Annotated in this window: 12 protein-coding genes, 1 other RNA gene, 1 pseudogene and 2 other annotated features; of the genes and pseudogenes, 12 read left to right on the top strand and 2 right to left on the bottom strand. The window is 51.2% G+C overall.

Translation table 11 applies throughout. The features are described 5' to 3' along the window. Nucleotides 1-322 precede the first annotated feature (322 nt). Nucleotides 323-1,474: pseudogene (locus tag DW757_RS14865) on the top strand (IS256 family transposase). Between the two features lie 41 nt (nucleotides 1,475-1,515). On the opposite strand, the gene DW757_RS14860 reads toward DW757_RS14865, so the two are convergent. Both DW757_RS14860 and DW757_RS14855 read right to left on the bottom strand, forming a co-directional pair. Then, nucleotides 1,516-2,577, bottom strand: a complete 1,062-nt coding sequence (locus DW757_RS14860) for a WYL domain-containing protein (RefSeq protein WP_243033724.1) — start codon at nucleotides 2,575-2,577, stop codon at nucleotides 1,516-1,518. 13 nt (nucleotides 2,578-2,590) lie between these two features. Continuing rightward, complete coding sequence (locus DW757_RS14855) at nucleotides 2,591-3,964, bottom strand: WYL domain-containing protein (RefSeq protein WP_118752109.1); 1,374 nt, start codon at nucleotides 3,962-3,964, stop codon at nucleotides 2,591-2,593. Nucleotides 3,965-4,208: 244 nt separating this feature from the next. Here DW757_RS14855 and DW757_RS14850 point away from each other — a divergent pair, with 244 nt between their 5' ends. The 11 genes from DW757_RS14850 to DW757_RS14795 all read left to right on the top strand — a co-directional run bounded on the left by DW757_RS14850 (nucleotide 4,209) and on the right by DW757_RS14795 (nucleotide 18,595). Then, nucleotides 4,209-5,441, top strand: a complete 1,233-nt coding sequence (locus DW757_RS14850) for an RtcB family protein (protein WP_015574322.1) — start codon at nucleotides 4,209-4,211, stop codon at nucleotides 5,439-5,441. Between the two features lie 509 nt (nucleotides 5,442-5,950). Further along, the gene (locus tag DW757_RS14840) at nucleotides 5,951-7,057 is read left to right on the top strand and encodes a slipin family protein (RefSeq protein ID WP_087384925.1); all 1,107 of its coding nucleotides are present in this window, start codon (nucleotides 5,951-5,953) and stop codon (nucleotides 7,055-7,057) included. Nucleotides 7,058-7,117: 60 nt separating this feature from the next. Next, nucleotides 7,118-7,400, top strand: a binding site (T-box leader). Nucleotides 7,401-7,533: 133 nt separating this feature from the next. Further along, on the top strand, nucleotides 7,534-8,553 hold the full coding sequence (gene pheS / locus DW757_RS14835; protein ID WP_021966078.1) for a phenylalanine--tRNA ligase subunit alpha: 1,020 nt from the start codon (nucleotides 7,534-7,536) through the stop codon (nucleotides 8,551-8,553). Nucleotides 8,554-8,636: 83 nt separating this feature from the next. After that, a complete protein-coding gene (pheT, locus tag DW757_RS14830) occupies nucleotides 8,637-11,084 on the top strand; it encodes a phenylalanine--tRNA ligase subunit beta (RefSeq protein ID WP_118752107.1) in 2,448 nt (815 codons plus the stop codon). Between the two features lie 110 nt (nucleotides 11,085-11,194). Then, nucleotides 11,195-11,950: a TIGR00266 family protein gene (locus DW757_RS14825; protein ID WP_118752106.1), complete on the top strand. Its 756-nt coding sequence runs from the start codon at nucleotides 11,195-11,197 to the stop codon at nucleotides 11,948-11,950. 98 nt (nucleotides 11,951-12,048) lie between these two features. Further along, the gene (gene secG / locus DW757_RS14820) at nucleotides 12,049-12,285 is read left to right on the top strand and encodes a preprotein translocase subunit SecG (RefSeq protein ID WP_008397878.1); all 237 of its coding nucleotides are present in this window, start codon (nucleotides 12,049-12,051) and stop codon (nucleotides 12,283-12,285) included. A gap of 420 nt (nucleotides 12,286-12,705) precedes the next feature. After that, nucleotides 12,706-14,802, top strand: coding sequence for a ribonuclease R (rnr, locus tag DW757_RS14815; protein ID WP_118752126.1), 2,097 nt, complete (start codon nucleotides 12,706-12,708; stop codon nucleotides 14,800-14,802). A 60-nt stretch (nucleotides 14,803-14,862) separates the two neighbouring features. After that, the gene (gene smpB / locus DW757_RS14810) at nucleotides 14,863-15,327 is read left to right on the top strand and encodes an SsrA-binding protein SmpB (protein ID WP_118752105.1); all 465 of its coding nucleotides are present in this window, start codon (nucleotides 14,863-14,865) and stop codon (nucleotides 15,325-15,327) included. Nucleotides 15,328-15,538: 211 nt separating this feature from the next. Next, nucleotides 15,539-15,883, top strand: a transfer-messenger RNA (tmRNA) gene (gene ssrA / locus DW757_RS14805). A 121-nt stretch (nucleotides 15,884-16,004) separates the two neighbouring features. Then, nucleotides 16,005-17,381 (top strand): MATE family efflux transporter, encoded by a 1,377-nt coding sequence (locus tag DW757_RS14800; RefSeq protein WP_118752104.1) that lies wholly within the window; start codon nucleotides 16,005-16,007, stop codon nucleotides 17,379-17,381. A 143-nt stretch (nucleotides 17,382-17,524) separates the two neighbouring features. Next, a complete protein-coding gene (locus DW757_RS14795) occupies nucleotides 17,525-18,595 on the top strand; it encodes a branched-chain amino acid aminotransferase (protein ID WP_015574317.1) in 1,071 nt (356 codons plus the stop codon). Nucleotides 18,596-18,689: 94 nt separating this feature from the next. Next, nucleotides 18,690-18,897, top strand: a binding site (T-box leader). The last annotated feature ends 146 nt before the right edge of the window (nucleotides 18,898-19,043 follow it).

The following is a 19,043-nucleotide window of genomic DNA, read 5'->3' as shown; positions in this document are numbered from 1 at the left end:
TTGTTACTTTACATTTAAAAATTATTAATATTTTTTTCCAAATAGAGGACATGATTTTTGTTCTACACTATATTTACAGGAAGCTAATCAGTTCCAATATTTTTCATAATATGCCGGGCGGCGGGATGATATGCTCCCCTTTAGGTAGACAGTTGAAATAATAAAACTGTTTATCTGGAGGGGAGTTTTATTATGCCCAGAGGAATATTTCCAGAAGTGAAGCTGCAGGCTATAAAAGATTACATTTCAGGAAGATGACGTATAATTAATTTCGCAAAATCAATTTCATAAAAATAGACATGGCCTATAGCCGTTTGGTAAAATTAAGTCACCACAACAAAATCTATCAGTTGAAGAAACTTTAAACGCCCTGCTCGATAAGGAAGCCGACGAATTAGTCAATGCTGAAAAGTATGAGCGCTCCTCCGAGCGCCAGGGATATCGTTCCGGCCATTATAAACGGAATCTCCATACAACTGCAGGCGAAGTGGAGCTGAAAGTTCCAAAACTCAAAGGCATTCCTTTCGAGACTGCCATTATTGAACGATACCGCCGCAGAGAATCTTCTGTGGAAGAAGCTCTTATTGAGATGTATCTGGCCGGTGTTTCTGTACGCCGTGTGGAAGATATCACCGAAGCCTTATGGGGAACAAAAGTATCCCCGGGAACTATCAGTAACCTGAATAAAAAGGCTTATGAGCATATCGAAACCTGGCGTACCCGTCCGCTTTCCGGGAGCTATCCTTATGTTTACGTAGATGGTGTTTACCTGAAACGCAGCTGGGGTGGTGAGATCCAGAATGTTTCTGTTCTCGTTGCCATTGGCGTCAGCCAGGACGGCTGCCGGGAAATCCTTGGCGCTGCGTAAGGGATGAAAGAGGATCGTGAAAGCTGGCGTTCTTTCTTCGTATGGCTGAAAGAACGCGGGTTTACAGGTGTACGTTTAATCATAGGAGATAAAAATCTCGGTATGCTTGAAACCATTCCGGAAGTTTTTCCAAATGCCAGATATCAGCGCTGTACGGTTCATTTTTATAGAAATATATTTTCTGTCACACCTCGAAACAAGATGAAAACAGTAGCTCTTATGCTCAAAGCAATCCATGCACAGGAGAGCAAGGATGCTGCTCGTGAAAAAACGCTCCAGGTATCGGAAAAACTCCGGTCTATGAAGCTTGCCAAAGCTGCCAAAAAGGTGGAGGACGGAATCGAGGAAACCTTGACCTATATGGATTTTCCTACGCAGCATTGGACCCGGCTCCGGACCAATAACGCGATTGAGCGTCTCAACCGTGAGATTAAACGCCGTACAAAAGCGATCGGAGCATTTCCAGCCGGACAGAGTGCCTTAATGCTCGTATGTGCCAGACTGCGTCATGTAACAGCAACCAGTTGGGGTTCCAGACGCTACATGAATATGGATCATCTTTTCAAACCAGAAGAGGATCCGCTGTCTGATACCATAGCCGGCTGACTACCGGCTGCCAAACGGCAAGATTTTAATTTTGCGAAAAACTATTGACACAATCCAAACAGCCATTCATGCTGTCTCATCACCCTCTCCCGTATCTGCCGCACAATCCTTTCGGGGCTTACGACCCGGATCACGGGACCGAAGCTCAGCAGATCAATAATCAGCTCTGTTTCATCCTGAATGTCATAGCAGATCGAGCAGATATAGACGCCCCGTTTCTCGTCATATTCCGTGCGCTTTTCATAGTCTGCGAATTTCAGCATGCACCGTTCTAACGAGTTGCGTCTGCCGTCGATCTCGATAACGGCAGGCTCCTCTGCCTTCCGGACAAAAGGACTCCCGGAACCGGAGGCCGCAGAGAAGGGCGGTGCAGATGCAGCCTGAATGCCGCCTGCAGGAGGAGTTTCTCTGCACAGCTCGCAGGACAGAATTTTGCTTACATTCAGGGTATATCCGAGCCCGGGGCGTCCGCTTCTCCGGCGGATACAGAGAAGGCGGAATTTATCGTCCTTTGCAGAGTACTGGAGGCTTACGGGAAACACCTTCATAGGGTCTAAGAGCTGCCGTTTTCCCTTGTAGGAGAGCCGGAGCATCTGCCTGTTCAGTATCCCCTCCAGAATCGTGGCGAAATGGCGCCGGTACATGACGCTTTCATAGTCATCCCCATCCCGGAACTGGTCGTAGTAATAGAACTCCTCCTGCCTGTAGAGCTCCGTCACCTGGCCATCCTCCTCAAGGGCAGCTGAGAGCCTGTCCCGTTCCTCTTCACTGAAAAACAGGAGGAATCTGGGATCGGAGCAGATGGCTTTAAGCCATGCCTTCTGCAGGCGGGAGAGGGGAGGCTTCAGGGAAGCGCTGCCAAGGCTGGAGGAAAAGAGTCCGCCCCTTTTTGCGGACAGGAGGGCGCTCCACGCTCCGTCCGGCCTGGTAAGCTCAGGAACAATGGAGAGGGCGCTCTCATCAAAAGCGCAGGCACGGCAGATCTCCTCCATCCGCCTGCTGTCGACAGGCGACAGGGCTGCCTCCTCCAGAATCCTTCTTACAGCCAGATAATAGCAGCTGTACAGTTTGTCAAACAGAGAAAATGATGTATCACCGCTCATCTGAAACCACCTCTCATTTCTTTTCGCCGGCTGTGAAGCCGCCGCAGCTTCGTTCTCCTGCATACATCCGGTACATACTTTTCCAGTCGGAAATGACCTTGACGGCGGCAGCCTCATTGCTGCACTGGATATCCATGATCCGCCCGGTGAAGGTTTTAACCCAGGACAGCATCTCATTTACGTCAAAAAAAGTTCCGCTGTAGAGATATTCATTTCTGCGGATGCGGAGTACCTCTCCGCCCTTTCCTTCCCGGTAGAGCCGTTCCAGGATATGAGGCTCCGTCTGCTCATCCACATGAAGGCGCAGGCAGATCTCCTCCAGACGGACGGCTTTTGACCCAAAGGACACGCCAAAGCAGAAGGGCTTGTTTTTCTCCAGAAGTTCCATAAGCTCCCCGGCGGTCTGCCCCCGGGGCCCGCCCTGGCGGAAGGTCTCCTGTCGGGTAGCCTCCCTGCAGTCATTTACAGCCTCAGGCTCTTCCTGAACCCGGGCAATGCAGTCCAGCCGCAGCGTCATAAATCTCCGCTCTTTTGCAGAATACAGGCAGACATAGCGCCTTCCTGTCCTGGTGCTTGCAAAGATCTGCAGGGGAATTCCCGTTATGCAGCTGACATGGCTGCTGCGCCTGCTGTGGTTTTCAAATTCCAGGGTACTCCCCTTTCGGATTGCCTGAAGAATGGGGTAGAGGATTCCGTCCTCCAGGGTGTGAACCATGAAATGGTGCTTGAACTGGAAACAGGTGTTGGCTCTGTTTTCCCGATCCAGAATCGTATTTCCCACAAATCCAAAGGGCGCCGCCTCTGAAAAGAAAGAGATGGCGGCAATCAGCCGCTCGAAGAGGGGAGTAAACTCCGGCCGGTCCAGAACCGATGCAGGTGCAAGGCGGTAGCAGAGAGACTTCTGCCTTTTTTCAGAGATGAGCAGTCCGAGAAGCTCGTATTCTTTTAATTTGAGCCGCACTGTCTGGGCGTCGAAGGTCAGGCCAAAGTCAGCTGCAATCCGGTCAGCCAGCTCGCTGCAGGATAAGAGAGGAAAATCCGCGTTTTCACCCGTTTCCTGCCCGCCTTCGGGGGCCAGATAATAGAGTATGAAAAAATGGAGCAACAGGTCATTGTCTGTAAAGCTCTTTGCCTTCCAGGCCGCGTAGAGAGGATTGGAGACAATGGAGCGGCTGTCTGCGCTGATGGAAACCTGCTTTCCCTTCGCCGTATAGTCGAAGGTCACATATCCCTTCAGCCAGCTCTCGATTCTGCGCCGCTCATTATCGTAGGTTCGGGCACTTTTTTCTGTATATTCCCCTCTTACCTTAAAGCCGTATACATAAAACTGCCGCATATAGTCGCGGATGCGGTCGAAATTTTTGATTAGCTCCTGAAACTGGGCCATATGCCTTCCTCCCCTCAAGCCGGACGGCCGGTACGTTTTGTGTCTTACCTGGCTTAATTATATCAAGGTCGCAACTTTTTTTAAATGATAGGACAGGAAAAATTTACTAGAATAGGACATGTAAAGGTCAGACAGAAGAAAAATACAGACCAGAGGGAAAAACGCAGGCCGAAACAGACAGTCGGGCGCAGATAACGTCCCGTGAAAATAATCAGAATCAGACAGAGAGGAAGTGTTCAGAGCGATGTTTACATTATCAGATGAGTCGAGAAAATGGCCGGTCAGAGTCTGGCTTGAGAAAAAAGAAGATATTGAGGAGAGCTGCCTTCTCCAGGCATATCACCTGGCTGAGCTTCCCTTTCTTCATAAGTGGGTGTGTCTGATGCCGGATACCCACACGGGAAAGGGGATGCCCATCGGAGGAGTGATAGCGGCGAAAAACGTGCTGATACCCAATGCAGTAGGCGTGGACATCGGCTGCGGAATGGCATGGACGGGGACGAATGTAAAGGCAGAGGAGCTTCGCGGTATATTGACTGGAAACGGGAACCTGCTCCAGGGGATAGTCGGAGATATTCTGAGAAATATCCCGACAGGCTTTGCCCACCACAAGATACAGATGCCCTCTTACACCCTTGACCGGGCCTTTGAGGAGTTTGACAAGTACGAGGAGGACGGGGAGCTTTTAGGCCAGCTGGACGCGGGATATTTCCAGATAGGAACTCTGGGAGGCGGAAATCATTTCATTGAGCTTCAGGAGGATGAGGAGGGGTATTTAAGCGTCATGATTCACTCTGGAAGCCGCCATTTCGGAAAGGCCGTCTGCGACTATTTTCACCAGAAGGCCAGGGAGCTGAATGCCAGATGGTACAGCCAGGTTCCCGATGAATACCGGCTTGCTTTCCTGCCTCTGGACAGCAGGGAGGGAAGGCAGTATCTGAATTGGATGCAGCTTTCCATGGATTTTGCCATGGAGAACCGGGCGAAGATGATGCTTGCCGTCAAGGCTATTCTGGAAAAGTGGATCGGAAAGTATACGGATCTCCATTTGGCCTTTACAGAGGAGATCAACTGCCATCACAATTATGCGGCTCTTGAGAACCACTATGGAGAGAATGTCTGGGTACACAGAAAAGGCGCAACAAGGGCCAGGGAGGGAGAGCTTGCGGTGATTCCCGGAGCCATGGGCTCCTGCAGCTACATTGTGCGCGGCAAAGGAAACCCGGAATCCTTCTGCTCCTCCTCCCACGGAGCCGGGCGCAGATATTCCAGAAAAGGAGCTATGAGCGCCTTTTCCTGCGAGGAGGTTATAAAGGACCTGAGAGAAAAGCAGGTCATTCTCGGCAAGCGCAATAAATCCGATGTGGCGGAGGAGAGCCGCTTTGCCTACAAAGACATTGACGAGGTAATGAAAAACCAGAGTGATCTGGTGGAGCCGGTGAAAAAACTTCACACCGTTGGTGTGGTCAAGGGTTGATTCCCCCGGGCCTTCCGGCAGGAAAGCCCTTTCAGGCAGCAGGTTTGGGATGGATTTTATGCCTCCCGCCTGGGCGGTGCAGGAAAATAGAGAGCCTGCATTCCGGGGAACAGAAACCTTCATATATATCGATTTTTCGCGGGTTCGAATCCCGCCGGATACCGAGAGGATCTGTAGCTAAGTGGTATAGCAGTCGACCGATTTTCTGCTGTCAGGCAGAGCTCTGTGTTTGCGGGAGAGGATGCCGCCCTAAAGGGTATCTGAAGGAAAGCGGGTCTGTCCTCTGACCGGCGGGGAAGAGGACGGAACTTGAAGCTTTCCCGTCTTACTGCAGCCTGCGCCTTCCGGGATACCGGAGAGGGAGGGCAGAAAAGGAGACCGGAAAACGGGGGGAACCGGAAAGAATCCGATTTCTTCCGGATTCCAGGCCCCGGTTCTGCCGGAAGGCTTCTGAACGGAAGGCCCCTGCAGGGAGATGGAAAAAACAGAAAAAGACAGGAGGGTAAACCATGAAAACAGTTATCGCAGATCAGTCCTGTGGATTTTTAATAGATAATGGGAGATTCGTCAGATTTCTGTCTCCCGGTACCTACCGTTTCCCGTTCTGGAAGCCGTATGCGGTGAAAAAGGCAGCCATGAAAGGCAGGTTTGCCGATCAGGGGATTCCCATGGAGATTCTTTTAAAGGATAAGGAATTTGCAGAGCGTATTCTGTACGTTCAAATTCCGGACGGGAGCATAGGCTTTCACAGCGTAAACGGAAATTTCTCCCAGGTGCTTCCGGCGGGAGAGTACTATTTCTGGAATGTCTATGAGAAGAACGAGGTCCGCATTGTGGATCTGACTAAACCGGAGATAGAGGGGGAGCTTCCGGTCTACCTGATTGAACAGGTTCCGGCGGCCATGTACAGAAAAATTACCGTCGGAGAGGGGGAGGCAGGGCTTCTCTACTTTGACGGAAAGTATGAGAGAACGCTTCCCTGCGGCATCTGGTACTATTGGAATTACGGCACAAAGGTCTCCTGTGTCCTGGTGGACCTGAAAATGCAGCGCCTGGAAATTTCCGGGCAGGAGATTCTGACAGCGGACAAGGTGGGAGTAAGGCTCAATATTCTCTGCCAGTACCGTGTCTCTGACCCGGCAGAGCTGGTGAAAAAGACGAAAAATATCGCGGAGCAGATATACAGCGCAGGGCAGCTGGCTGCACGGGAGTATGTGGGAAAGCTAACCCTCGATGAACTCCTGAATCAGAAGGAGGAGATTGGCAGAAAGCTGGAAGAGAAGATGAAGGAGATCCAGTCACAGTATCCGGTGGAGATCGGAGCTGTGGGAATCAAGGACATCATCCTGCCGGGAGAGATCCGCGCCATCATGAATACCGTTCTGGTGGCAGAGAAGCAGGCCCAGGCCAATGTGATTACCCGCCGCGAGGAGGTGGCTTCTACCAGAAGCCTTCTGAACACGGCAAGGCTCATGGAGGAAAACCAGATTCTCTATCGCCTCAAGGAGATGGAATACCTGGAGCGAATCTGCGAGAAGGTGGGAAGCATTTCCCTGTCAGGCACAGCCGGAATACTGGAGCAGCTGGCTGCTCTGACAGAGGGGCGAAAGACTTGAAAAGTTCATTTCTGCACTTGACAAACAGGAGAGCAGTGCTTAGAATATAAACCAGTATATAAAAAGGCAGTGAAGGTGCAAGTAGACCCTTATTTTCCGTCCAGAGAGAGGAGGCCGCCGGCTGAGAGCCTCTTCGGTTCAGATAGGGTGTCGAAATTCCCGCCGGAGCCGCGCAGCTGAACGAGAGCTGTTCCTTTGCAGCATCTATTAGGCGGCGACGTCCCGTACACGTTACGTATAAGATAAGAGCCTGGGCTGTGAAAAGCCGGAGGCCGGCAGGAACCGGCACCGTTTTCACGGATACAGGAATCAGGGTGGTACCGCGGTCTGAACCGTCCCTTCGTGTCTGAAGGGGCGGTTTTTTTGTTTTATTTTTAAGAAATCCCGGGAATTTCAGGTAAAACAAAACTTTTCTGCCGCTCATCAATCAGCCACGGTTAAAAGCAAAATTTAAGTCTATTTCAGAAGGAGAAATTATGAGAGAGCAGTTAGAGAAGATCAAGGCAGAAGCCCTTGCGAAGATCGAAGCTTCCGACGCGCTGGAAAAGTTAAATGACATCCGCGTTGCATACCTCGGAAAAAAGGGCGAACTGACAAGCGTGTTAAAAAGCATGAAGGATGTAGCTCCGGAAGAGCGCCCGAAGGTTGGACAGATGGTAAATGACGCCAGGGCTTTAATTGAGGAGAAGTTAGAGGAGACAAAGAAAAAGCTGGCCCGCATTGCCCGCGAGGAGCAGATGAAGAAGGAAGTTATCGATGTAACCCTTCCGGCGAAGAAAAATAATGTAGGACACAGCCATCCCAACACCATTGCCCTTGAAGAAGTGGAGCGCATTTTCATCGGCATGGGCTATGAGGTTGTGGAAGGTCCGGAGGTGGAGTACGACAAGTACAACTTTGAGAAGTTAAACATCCCTAAGGGGCATCCGGCAAGGGATGAGCAGGATACCTTCTACATCAATGACTCTGTGGTGCTCAGGAGCCAGACCTCCCCGGTACAGGTGCGGGTTATGGAAACGAAGAAGCCCCCTATCCGCATGATCGCCCCGGGACGTGTGTTCCGCTCCGACGAGGTGGATGCAACCCACTCCCCGTCCTTCCACCAGATCGAGGGACTTGTCATTGACAAGAACATTACATTTGCAGACCTTAAGGGAACCCTGGCCGAGTTCGCCAGAGAGCTGTTCGGGGAAGAGACAAAGGTAAAATTCCGCCCCCACCACTTCCCGTTCACAGAGCCCAGCGCTGAGGTGGATGTAAGCTGCTTCAAGTGCGGCGGAAAGGGCTGCCGTTTCTGCAAGGGATCCGGCTGGATTGAGATTCTGGGATGCGGCATGGTGCACCCCCATGTACTTGAGATGTGCGGCATTGATCCGGAGGAGTATTCCGGCTTCGCCTTCGGCGTGGGCCTTGAGAGAATTGCCCTGTTAAAATATGAGATCGACGATATGCGTCTCCTGTACGAGAATGACGTGCGTTTCTTAAAGCAGTTTTAGGAAACCCGGGAACAGAGACAGGATACGAAGTTCTGAATCAAGCACTGACGAAAATCATGGATTAGATTGCAAGGAGAATCAAAATGAACACAGCATTATCATGGATAAAAGCATATGTTCCGGATCTCGATGTCACAGCGCAGGAATATACAGACGCCATGACACTGACAGGAACGAAGGTAGAGGGATATGAGTGCCTGGATAAAAACCTGGACAAGATTGTTGTAGGCCAGATCACAGAGATTGAGCGCCATCCGGACGCTGACAAGCTGGTTGTATGTCAGGTGGATCTGGGCGGTACTTCCACCCAGATCGTGACGGGCGCTCCGAATGTAAAGGTGGGCCAGAAGGTTCCGGTTGTTCTCGACGGCGGAAGGGTGGCCGGCGATCACGATGGAGGCCGTCCGGAAGGCGGAATCAGGATCAAAAAGGGCAAGCTGCGTGGAGTGGAATCAAACGGAATGATGTGCTCCATCGAGGAGCTTGGCTCCAGCCGTGAGATGTACCCGGAAGCTCCTGAACAGGGAATCTATATTTTCCCGGAGGACACAGAGGTGGGAAGCGACGCCATCGAGGCCCTGGGCCTTCGCGACGTGGTATTCGAGTATGAGATCACATCAAACCGCGTGGACTGCTACAGCGTCATCGGTATTGCCAGAGAGGCAGCGGCTACCTTCGGAAAGACCTTCTGCGAGCCGGAGATCAAAAAGACAGGAAACGGCGAAGACATTCACGACTTCCTGAAGGTGAGCGTGGAGAACACAGAACTCTGCCCCCGCTACTGTGCCAGAATGGTGAAAAACATTAAGCTGGGGCCGTCCCCTGACTGGATGCGCCGCCGCCTGGCAGCCAGCGGCATCCGCCCCATCAACAATATCGTAGACATTACCAACTATGTGATGGAAGAGTACGGACAGCCGATGCACGCTTACGACTACGATCAGATCGCCGGTCAGCAGATCGTTGTAAAGTGTGCGCAGGACGGGGAAGTATTTGAGACCCTGGACGGCCAGGAGAGAAAGCTGGACAGCCAGATTCTCATGATCAACGACGGAGAGAAGGCTGTCGGAATTGCCGGAATCATGGGAGGAGAAAATTCCAAGATTACAGATAACGTGAAGACCATGGTATTCGAGGCCGCATGCTTTGACGGAACGAATATCCGCCTTTCCGCCAAGAGAGTGGGATTAAGGACAGATGCTTCCGGAAAATTCGAGAAGGGCCTTGATCCGAATACGGCAGAGCTGGCCATCAACCGCGCCTGCCAGTTAATTGAGGAGCTGGGAGCCGGAGAGGTAGTCGGCGGCATGATCGACGTTTATCCGGTAAAGAGAGAGGGAAACCGCGTTCCCTTTGAGCCGGAGAAGATTAACCGCCTTCTGGGAACAAATATCGACAGGGCGGATATGATTTCTTACTTAAAGAGCGTGGAGCTGGAGTACGATGCAGCCACAGAGGAGATTGTAGTTCCAAGCTGGCGCCAGGATGTCCACAGGATGGCAGATGTGGCCGAGGAGGTGGCCCGCTTCTATGGCTACGACGTGATTCCGACAGCCCTTCCCACCGGCGAGGCCACAGCAGGAAAGCTGTCCTTCAAGCTGAGAGTGGAGGAGGTTGCCAGAAGGATTGCCGAGTTCTGCGGCTTCTCCCAGAGCATGACCTACTCCTTTGAGAGCCCGAAGGTATTTGACAGGCTTCTGATTCCGGAGGACAGCACGCTCCGCAGGGTTGTCACCATATCGAATCCTCTGGGCGAGGACTTCAGCATCATGAGAACCACTCCGTTAAATGGTATGCTGACCTCCCTGTCCACCAACTACAACCGCCGGAATAAGGATGTAAAGCTCTATGAGCTTGCCACCATCTACCTGCCGGCAGAGGACAGCGTAAGCAAAGAGTACCTCGAGCAGACAGGGCTTCCCATGCTTCCGGACGAGCGCCAGCAGTTTACTCTGGGCATGTACGGGGAGGGAGACTTCTTCACCATGAAGGGTGTTGTGGAAGAATTCCTGGAAAAGATCGGCTTAAATAAGAAGCCCCGCTACAACCCTGAGGCAGGAAAGAGCTTCCTCCATCCGGGACGTCAGGCGGAGATCTCCTATGGTGACACGGTAATCGGCTACATGGGAGAGATTCATCCGGATGTGGCAGACAATTATAAGATCGGCGAGAAGGCCTATGTGGCAGTCCTGGATATGCCGAATCTGATTCCTCTTGCAACCTTTGACCACAAGTACGAGGGAATCGCCAAGTATCCGTCTGTTACAAGAGACATCAGCATGGTAATGAAAAAAGAGGTGCTGGCAGGACAGATCGAGGAGATCATCGAGCAGAGAGGCGGAAAGATCCTGGAAAGCTACAAGCTCTTCGACGTTTACGAGGGCAGCCAGATCACGGCAGGCTACAAGTCTGTGGCCTACTCCATCACCTTCCGCTCCAAGGATCACACATTGGAGGAGAAGGAAGTGGCTTCTGCCATGCAGAAAATTTTAAACGGACTTCAGGGGCTGGGAATTGAGCTGAGAAGCTGATAGAACGAAAAAGAAGGATTCCGCAGAGGGAGAAAACTCTGCAGGATCCTTCTTTTTTCTGCCATTCAGCTGCGGCAGGAGCGGTCTCCTTCAGGAAAATATTTCAGAATATGTTAAGAAAAAAGAAAACAACACAGAAAATATCCGTGATACAATACATCTATATGCGGAGGGAGGAACAGGATATGAAATATGAGATTCACGGAGAGACGCTGCCGGCAGTAGTATGCGAGCTGGAAAAAGGCGAAGCTATGATTACAGAGAAGGGGGCGATGGCCTGGATGAGCCCCAACATGCAGATGGAGACGAACGTCGGCGGAATCGGGAAGGCCTTCGGGCGGCTGTTTTCGGGGGAGTCCATGTTCCGGAATACCTATACGGCCAAGGGCGGTCCGGGGATGATCGCGTTTGCATCCAGCTTTCCGGGTTCTATCAGAGCCTTCGAAGTCGGGCCCGGGCAGGAGTATATTTTTCAGAAAAGCGCGTTTCTGGCTTCTGAGGCAGGGGTGGATCTGTCTGTCTACTTTCATAAGAAGCTGGGGTCAGGTCTGTTCGGCGGTGAAGGCTTTATTATGCAGAAACTCTCGGGAAGAGGCATCGTGTTCGCTGAATTCGACGGCCACATTATGGAGTATGATCTGGAAGCCGGCCAGCAGATGGTGATAGACACAGGATACCTGGCGGCTATGACGGCAGGATGTCAGATGGAAATTCAGTCAGTGCCGGGAGTTAAAAACATGCTGTTTGGCGGTGAGGGACTGTTTAATACCATCGTCACAGGACCAGGCCATATCTGGCTTCAGACCATGCCGATTTCCAGTGTGGCAGGCGCGCTCCTCCCCTATTTTCCAAGCAGCGGGAAATAGCAAAAACAGGGAAGATGACAGAAATCAGTGAAAAACAGCTTGTTTTTCCATGTAAAGTGTGATACTATACTCTTGTTTGACTATAGGAGGTGCAAAAGATGTTACGAGGGATTCTTACCTTTGTATTTGTTGCTATATGTGTATTTTTGACAATTGTAGTATTACTTCAGGAGGGAAAGTCAGCGGGCCTGTCCGGCACCATTAACGGTATGGCTGACAGCTACTGGGGGAGAAACAAGAGCCGTTCCATGGAGGGTAAGCTCGAGAAGCTCACAAAGTATGGTGCGATTCTCTGGCTGATTCTGGCGCTTGTGCTGAACCTTAAGATACTTTAATTAAGATACTCTAATTGATTCAGAAAGACACTCTTGGCAGCAGGGGTGTCTTTTTTGTCTTTGCGGAAATTTCTGCAGGCTTTCCGCGAAGACGGAGTGGATTCACATGCACACAGGGCGGCGCGTCTTATTTCAGGAAAAGTGGGAATAATAAGCGTGTCCTCCGGCGGGGCCAATTAAGAGGCGGCTTCGCCGGTGAAAAATCAAAAAAGAGTAAAATTTGAAAAAGCTGACTGGAGAACAGGCGTGAAAAAAGAGAATAAAAAACATAAAAAATCAAAGCGCAGCTTTCAACCAGAAAAGCTGCAAAAGAACAGGGGCAGGAGCAGAGCCGACAGCGTTCTGGAGGCGGCAGAGGAGAGCCCGGAGGCTGAGCAGGCAAAAGCAGATGAGGGAGAGCTGTTTGAACAGCGAAAAGCCATGCTGGTGTCCCTGATGAATGAGACGGCGTACGTTCCGATGAAGCTTAAGGAGCTGGCCATCCTGCTGAACGTCCCCAAGGAGCAGCGGGAGGAGCTGAAAGCAGTGCTGAACGCTCTGCTGTCTGAGGGAAAGATCAGCATTTCCAAAAAAGGAAAATTCGGAAAGGCGGAGGCTTTTGCCCTGACAGGGATCTTCTCCGGCCATCCGAGGGGCTTTGGCTTTGTCACGGCTGAGGGGCAGGAGGATATCTTCATCCCTGCAGACAGAACAAACGGAGCCCTTCACGGGGACCGGGTTCAGATTGTCATCGACGCAGAGGAAAAAGGGCGCCGGGCAGAAGGCACTGTGGTGAAAATCCTGGAGCATGCCAATGAAACTCTGATCGGAACCTACGAAAAGAGCAGGGGATACGGTTTCGTGATCCCGGACAATCAGAAAATAGCAAAAGATATTTTTATTCCCCAGGGATGCGATCAAGGGGCAGTAAGCGGCCACAAGGTCATGGTGAAAATTAAGGACTTCGGGGAGAAAAAGGGAAGGAAGCCTGAGGGAGTCATCACGGAGATCCTGGGACATATCAATGATCCGGGGGTGGACATTCTGTCTGTTGTCCGGGCATATGGGCTTCCCGAGGAATTTCCCAGGGCGGTGATGGAGGAGATAAAAAGTATCCCGGAAAAGGTAGACAGCAGCGACATAGGGGGACGAAAGGATCTGAGAGGCGTTCTGACCGTCACCATAGACGGCGAGGAGGCTAAGGACCTGGACGATGCCATCAGCATTGAGCGGGCCGGCGACGGATACCGGCTGGGCGTCCACATCGCTGATGTAAGCCACTATGTGAGGGAATACACGGCTCTGGACGCGGAGGCCCTGAGGCGATCCACCAGCGTTTACCTGGTGGATCGGGTGATCCCCATGCTTCCTCACAGACTTTCAAACGGGATCTGCTCCTTAAACGAGGGGGAGGATCGGCTGACGTTAAGCTGTCTGATGGACATCGACAGCCAGGGAAACGTGGTGGGCCACGAGATTGCGGAGACCGTGATCCGGTCTGACCGGAGAATGACCTACACGGCAGTCAATGCCATTGTCACGGAACACGATCCGGAGGTGACGGCCAGATATGCAGAGCTTGCCGACATGTTCCTCCTGATGAAGGAGCTTGCCGACATTCTGCGGAAAAAGCGTCATGCCAGAGGTTCCATTGACTTTGATTTCCCGGAGAGCAAAATTGTGCTGGATGAGAAGGGAAGGCCCATTGAGATAAAGCCCTACGAGCGCAATGCCGCCACCCGGATCATCGAGGACTTCATGCTTCTGGCCAACGAGACAGTGGCGGAGGATTATTTCTGGCAGGAGGTGCCCTTCCTCTACCGGACCCACGAGAAGCCGGATGAGGACAGGATGAAGCGCCTTGGAACCTTCATCAACAACTTTGGCTACACTCTCCGGATGCCGGGCGGCGAGGTTCACCCGAAAGAGCTGCAAAAGCTCCTGGATAAGGTGGAGGGAACGCCCGAGGAGGCTCTGATCAGCCGGCTGACGCTCCGCTCCATGAAGCAGGCAAAATATACTACAGCAAATACAGGACATTTCGGGCTTTCAGCCCGCTATTATACGCACTTTACATCTCCTATCAGGAGATACCCGGATCTGCAGATTCATCGGATCATCAAAGAATCTCTTCACGGCGGTCTGACAGGGAAACGAGTTTCCCACTATGAGAGAATTCTGCCGCAGGTGGCAGTGCAGACCTCAGCTCTGGAGAGAAGAGCTGATGAGGCAGAGAGGGAGACCGATAAGCTGAAAAAGGTTCAGTACATGGAACAGTTTATCGGACAGGAATTTGAGGGCGTTATTTCCGGCGTCACGAACTGGGGCTTCTACGTGGAGCTTCCGAACACAGTGGAGGGACTCGTCCATATCAATGAGCTCAGGGACGATTACTATGTGTTCAGCGAAGAGCGGTACGAGCTGACAGGGGAGATGACGGGAAAGACGTATAAATTAGGTGAGGTCATCCGGGTGCAGGTGACAGGCTGCGACCGGTTTGCAAAAACCATCGACTTTATTCCGGCAAGGCAGTTTTAGAAAACGGGAGCGTTCGGAAAGAACGGACCGGCTTTCGGAATAAAACATGAGGAGGAACACATGGGAACAAATAATTTTAAGCTGGTGGCCAATAATAAAAAGGCCTTTCACGATTACTTTATTGATGACAAATATGAGACGGGAATTGAGCTTTACGGCACAGAGGTAAAATCCATCCGCATGGGAAAATGCAGCATTAAGGAGGCCTTTGTGCGGATTGAAAACGGCCAGGTCTATGTGTACGGCATGCATATCAGTCCCTATGAAAAGGGGAATATTTTCAACAGAGATCCCCTCAGGCAGAGAAAGCTTCTGATGCACAGAAAGGAGATCGACCGTCTTGTATCAAAGATCAAGGAGAAGGGCTTTACCCTTGTGCCCCTCCAGGTCTACCTGAAGGGAAGTCTTGTGAAGGTAGAGATAGGACTTGCCAGGGGTAAAAAACTCTATGATAAACGGGAGGATCTTGCCAAGAAAGATGCCAGACGTGAGATGGAAAGAGGCTTTAAGGCAAAACAGTATTAAGCCAGGGTTAATGTCATAACGCCGGTGCCGGGGCAGGCTTCAGCAGACAGGCGGCCAGCTCCCGGTCACTTTGGCACAGTGCTTTCAGCAGTTCTCTTTCCTGAAAACGTTTGAATTGTGCAGAAAAAAGAGGAAATATACCGATATTTGGACATTCAAATCGGTTGACAGTTGGGAGAATCGGTGATAAAATCTATAGGACAATTTGTAAGGGCCAGTACCGGTTTCGACAGGGGCTATGCAGCTGGTGAAGCTATCCGCATGCGATGCGTTAAATGGCAAAATTAAAATTAAACGCTAACGATAGAAAATTAGCACTTGCTGCTTAATTGCAGCAGTTGTCAGCCTTAGGGCACTCACACCTTAAGAATCTGGCATCGACTATGTGAGAAACGATGGCGGGAGGGCGCCGGACCGCCAGGCGTATCAGGTGCTACTGAAGTTCTGAGGATGTTCGTTTCCGCAGGATGGAGGGAATGAAAAAGAACGGACTATGATAGTAGAAGAACAGGGAATTGGTTCTTGGACACGGGTTCGACTCCCGTCTGGTCCATCCATGAAAAACCCTTGTAAGTATTGGATTTTTCCTTTATTTACAAGGGTTTTCACTTGTTTTGAGCGTAACCATACTGCGATTGGAAAACAATCAGGAAAGACAGTCATAAGGAGAAGAGAAGATGGAGCGGACGGCGGAAAACGATTTTTCAAAGGGGAGCGTTGTCAAAAATATTTTAGGTCTGGCAGTTCCCATGACACTGGCCCAGCTGATCAATGTCCTCTACAATATTGTGGACAGGATTTATATAGGAAGGATACCGGAACATGCCACTCTCTTTCTGACCGGAATCGGGCTGTCCCTGCCCATGATCACCATGGTAATCGCCTTTGCCAATCTGTTCGGAATGGGAGGCGCCCCTCTGTGTTCCATTGAGAGGGGGAGGGGAAACCTGGAAGAGGCAGAGAAGATTATGGGGAATTCCTTTACCATGCTGGTGGTTTTCGGGGTTTTTCTCACTATGCTTGGTCTGCTCTTTAAGAAGCCCCTTCTCTATGCCTTTGGGGCCAGCGATTCTACATATCCCTTTGCTGACGCCTACATCACTATCTACCTTCTGGGAAGCATATTTGTCATGGTAGGGCTTGGAATGAACAGCTTCATTAATTCCCAGGGATTTGGGAAGGTGGGGATGTGCACCGTCCTTCTGGGGGCGGTGGCCAACATCATCCTGGATCCGATTTTCATTTTTGGCCTTGGCATGGGAGTCCGGGGGGCTGCCCTGGCGACGATTATCTCCCAGTTTTTTTCCGCTGTCTGGATTGTGCGTTTCCTGACAGGAAAAAGAACCATACTGCGCCTCCGGCTGTCCTGCCTGCGTCCGCAGTGGAAGAGAATCCGGGCCATTGTGGGACTGGGAATGAGCGGTTTTACCATGGCAATCACCAACTGTACCGTGCAGATCGTGTGCAATGCGACGCTTCAGACATTCGGAGGGGATCTCTATGTGGGCGTTATGACAGTCATCAACTCCCTGCGGGAGGTGGCGTCCATGCCGGTGCAGGGCGTCACAAACAGCGCCCAGCCGGTTATGGGCTTTAACTATGGGGCTAAGGAGTATGGACGGGTGAAAAAGGCGATCGTGTTCACCTCCCTGTTCTCCATAGCCTATACCACGCTGGCATGGGCATTTCTCCACGGATTTCCGGAGTTCTTCATCAGGATTTTCAACCAGGATCAGGCCCTTATCGAGGCGGGAGTTCCGGCGCTTCGTCTGTATTTCTTCGGGTTTTTCATGATGTCTCTGCAGTTTGCGGGGCAGGCTGTTTTTGTGGCGCTCGGAATGTCAAGGCAGGCCATTTTCTTCTCTATTTTCCGCAAGGTAGTGATTGTAGTGCCGCTTACGCTGCTGCTGCCGTCTGTGTTCGGGATGGGGACGAACGGCGTGTTTCTGGCAGAGCCGATCTCGAACTTTATCGGCGGGGCTGCGTGCTTCGGAACCATGCTTCTTCTTGTATGGACAGAGCTGACAAGGCGGGAGCGAGCTAAAACAGTATAACCGCCGGTTATACTGTTATTCGATTTGCGAAAAAAGACAGTATATTATTGACAATTTAAGTGCCTTAGCCGATAATGTTTATAACACAATCAGACGGAACGCAGATTTGTGAATCTGCGGTTAGAGAAAGGAAGCGAGGGCCCATGTACAATATAAGAATTGAGAAAACGACCGCGCCGAAGCAGAAGCCGGCAGCAGATGATCCATTAAAATTTGGGACCATTTTTACTGATCACATGTTTGTATGCGACTATATTGAGGGACAGGGATGGGTAGATCCCAGGGTTGTGCCCTACCAGCCGCTCTCTCTGGATCCATCCTGTATGGTATTCCATTACGGACAGGAAATGTTCGAGGGACTGAAAGCATACAAGAGCGAGGACGGAAGGACGCTTTTATTCCGCCCTGACAAGAACTGGGAGAGGGCCTGCAACAGCAATAAGCGTCTCTGTATGCCGGAGATTCCGAGGGAGCTGTTTCTGGAGGGGTTAAAGGAGGTAGTCAAGATCGACCGTGACTGGATTCCCACAAAGCCGGGAACCTCTCTCTACATCAGACCGTTTATGTTTGCAACGGATCCGTTCCTCGGAGTGCGGCCGTCAGATACCTATAAATTCCTGATTATTCTCTCCCCGGTGGGCGCCTACTATGAGAGCGGCCTGGACCCGGTGAAGATCTGGATTGAGGACGAGTATGTGAGAGCCGTGAAGGGCGGAATCGGAGAGGCCAAGACGGGAGGAAACTATGTGGCATCCCTGGCAGCTCAGGTGAAGGCCCACGACGAGGGCTATGCCCAGGTTCTCTGGCTGGACGGCATAGAGAGAAAGTATATCGAGGAAGTCGGCGCCATGAATATCTTCTTTAAGATTAACGGCACAGTGGTAACGCCCAAGTTAAACGGAAGCATTCTTCCGGGAATCACCAGGAGATCCGCCATCGAGCTGTGCGAGAAGTGGGGCGTTCCGGTGGAGGAGCGCAGAATTTCCGTGGAGGAGATTGTGGAGGCAGCCAGGACAGGAGCCATGGAGGAATGCTTTGGAACCGGAACAGCGGCAGTTGTATCGCCGGTGGGAGAGCTCCGCTATGAGAATGAGAAGATGGTGATAACGGGAGGCAAGATTGGCCCTCTGACCCAGAAAATCTACGATACCATTACAGGCATCCAGTTAGGCAAGCTGGAAGGCCCGGAGGGATGGAGCGTAGAGGTTAAGTAGAGTTAAAAAAGCAGAGAAAAGAAAATCTGTTCTCTGCACTTGACAAAACACAAACCGATGATATAATCAAGAAAGAAACAGAAGCATTTTACAGAGAAACACGTTGAGAAGAAGAGTAGGGCAAGGGAGCTGTCCAGAGAGAGGCGCATATGGTGGAAGCGCTTTACAGGGAGTTTGTCTGAAAACCATCTTTGAGTGTCCCTTAATCGGGAACGGTGATTCCGTTATCATCACAAACGAGAGGCATAAGGCAGAACTGCTTTATGCAAGGAGGGTGGAACCGCGAGTATATCGTCCCTTGCCGTGCGCGCAGCGCATGGCAGGGGATTTTTTATTTAACAGGAAACTTCGTTCCCTGTTAAATAAAAACGCTCCGCGGAGATCGCACTGCGGCGGAAAGACTAACTATTAAAAGTCAAGTCTAAAATGAAGATTTTTGAATGAATTG

The organism is Clostridium sp. AM29-11AC (genome assembly GCF_003480545.1).
In the GTDB taxonomy this organism is placed as follows: domain Bacteria; phylum Bacillota; class Clostridia; order Lachnospirales; family Lachnospiraceae; genus Otoolea; species Otoolea saccharolyticum_A.
The sequence above is the reverse complement of the archived record's forward strand: the minus strand, read 5'-3'. Positions and strand labels throughout refer to the sequence as shown.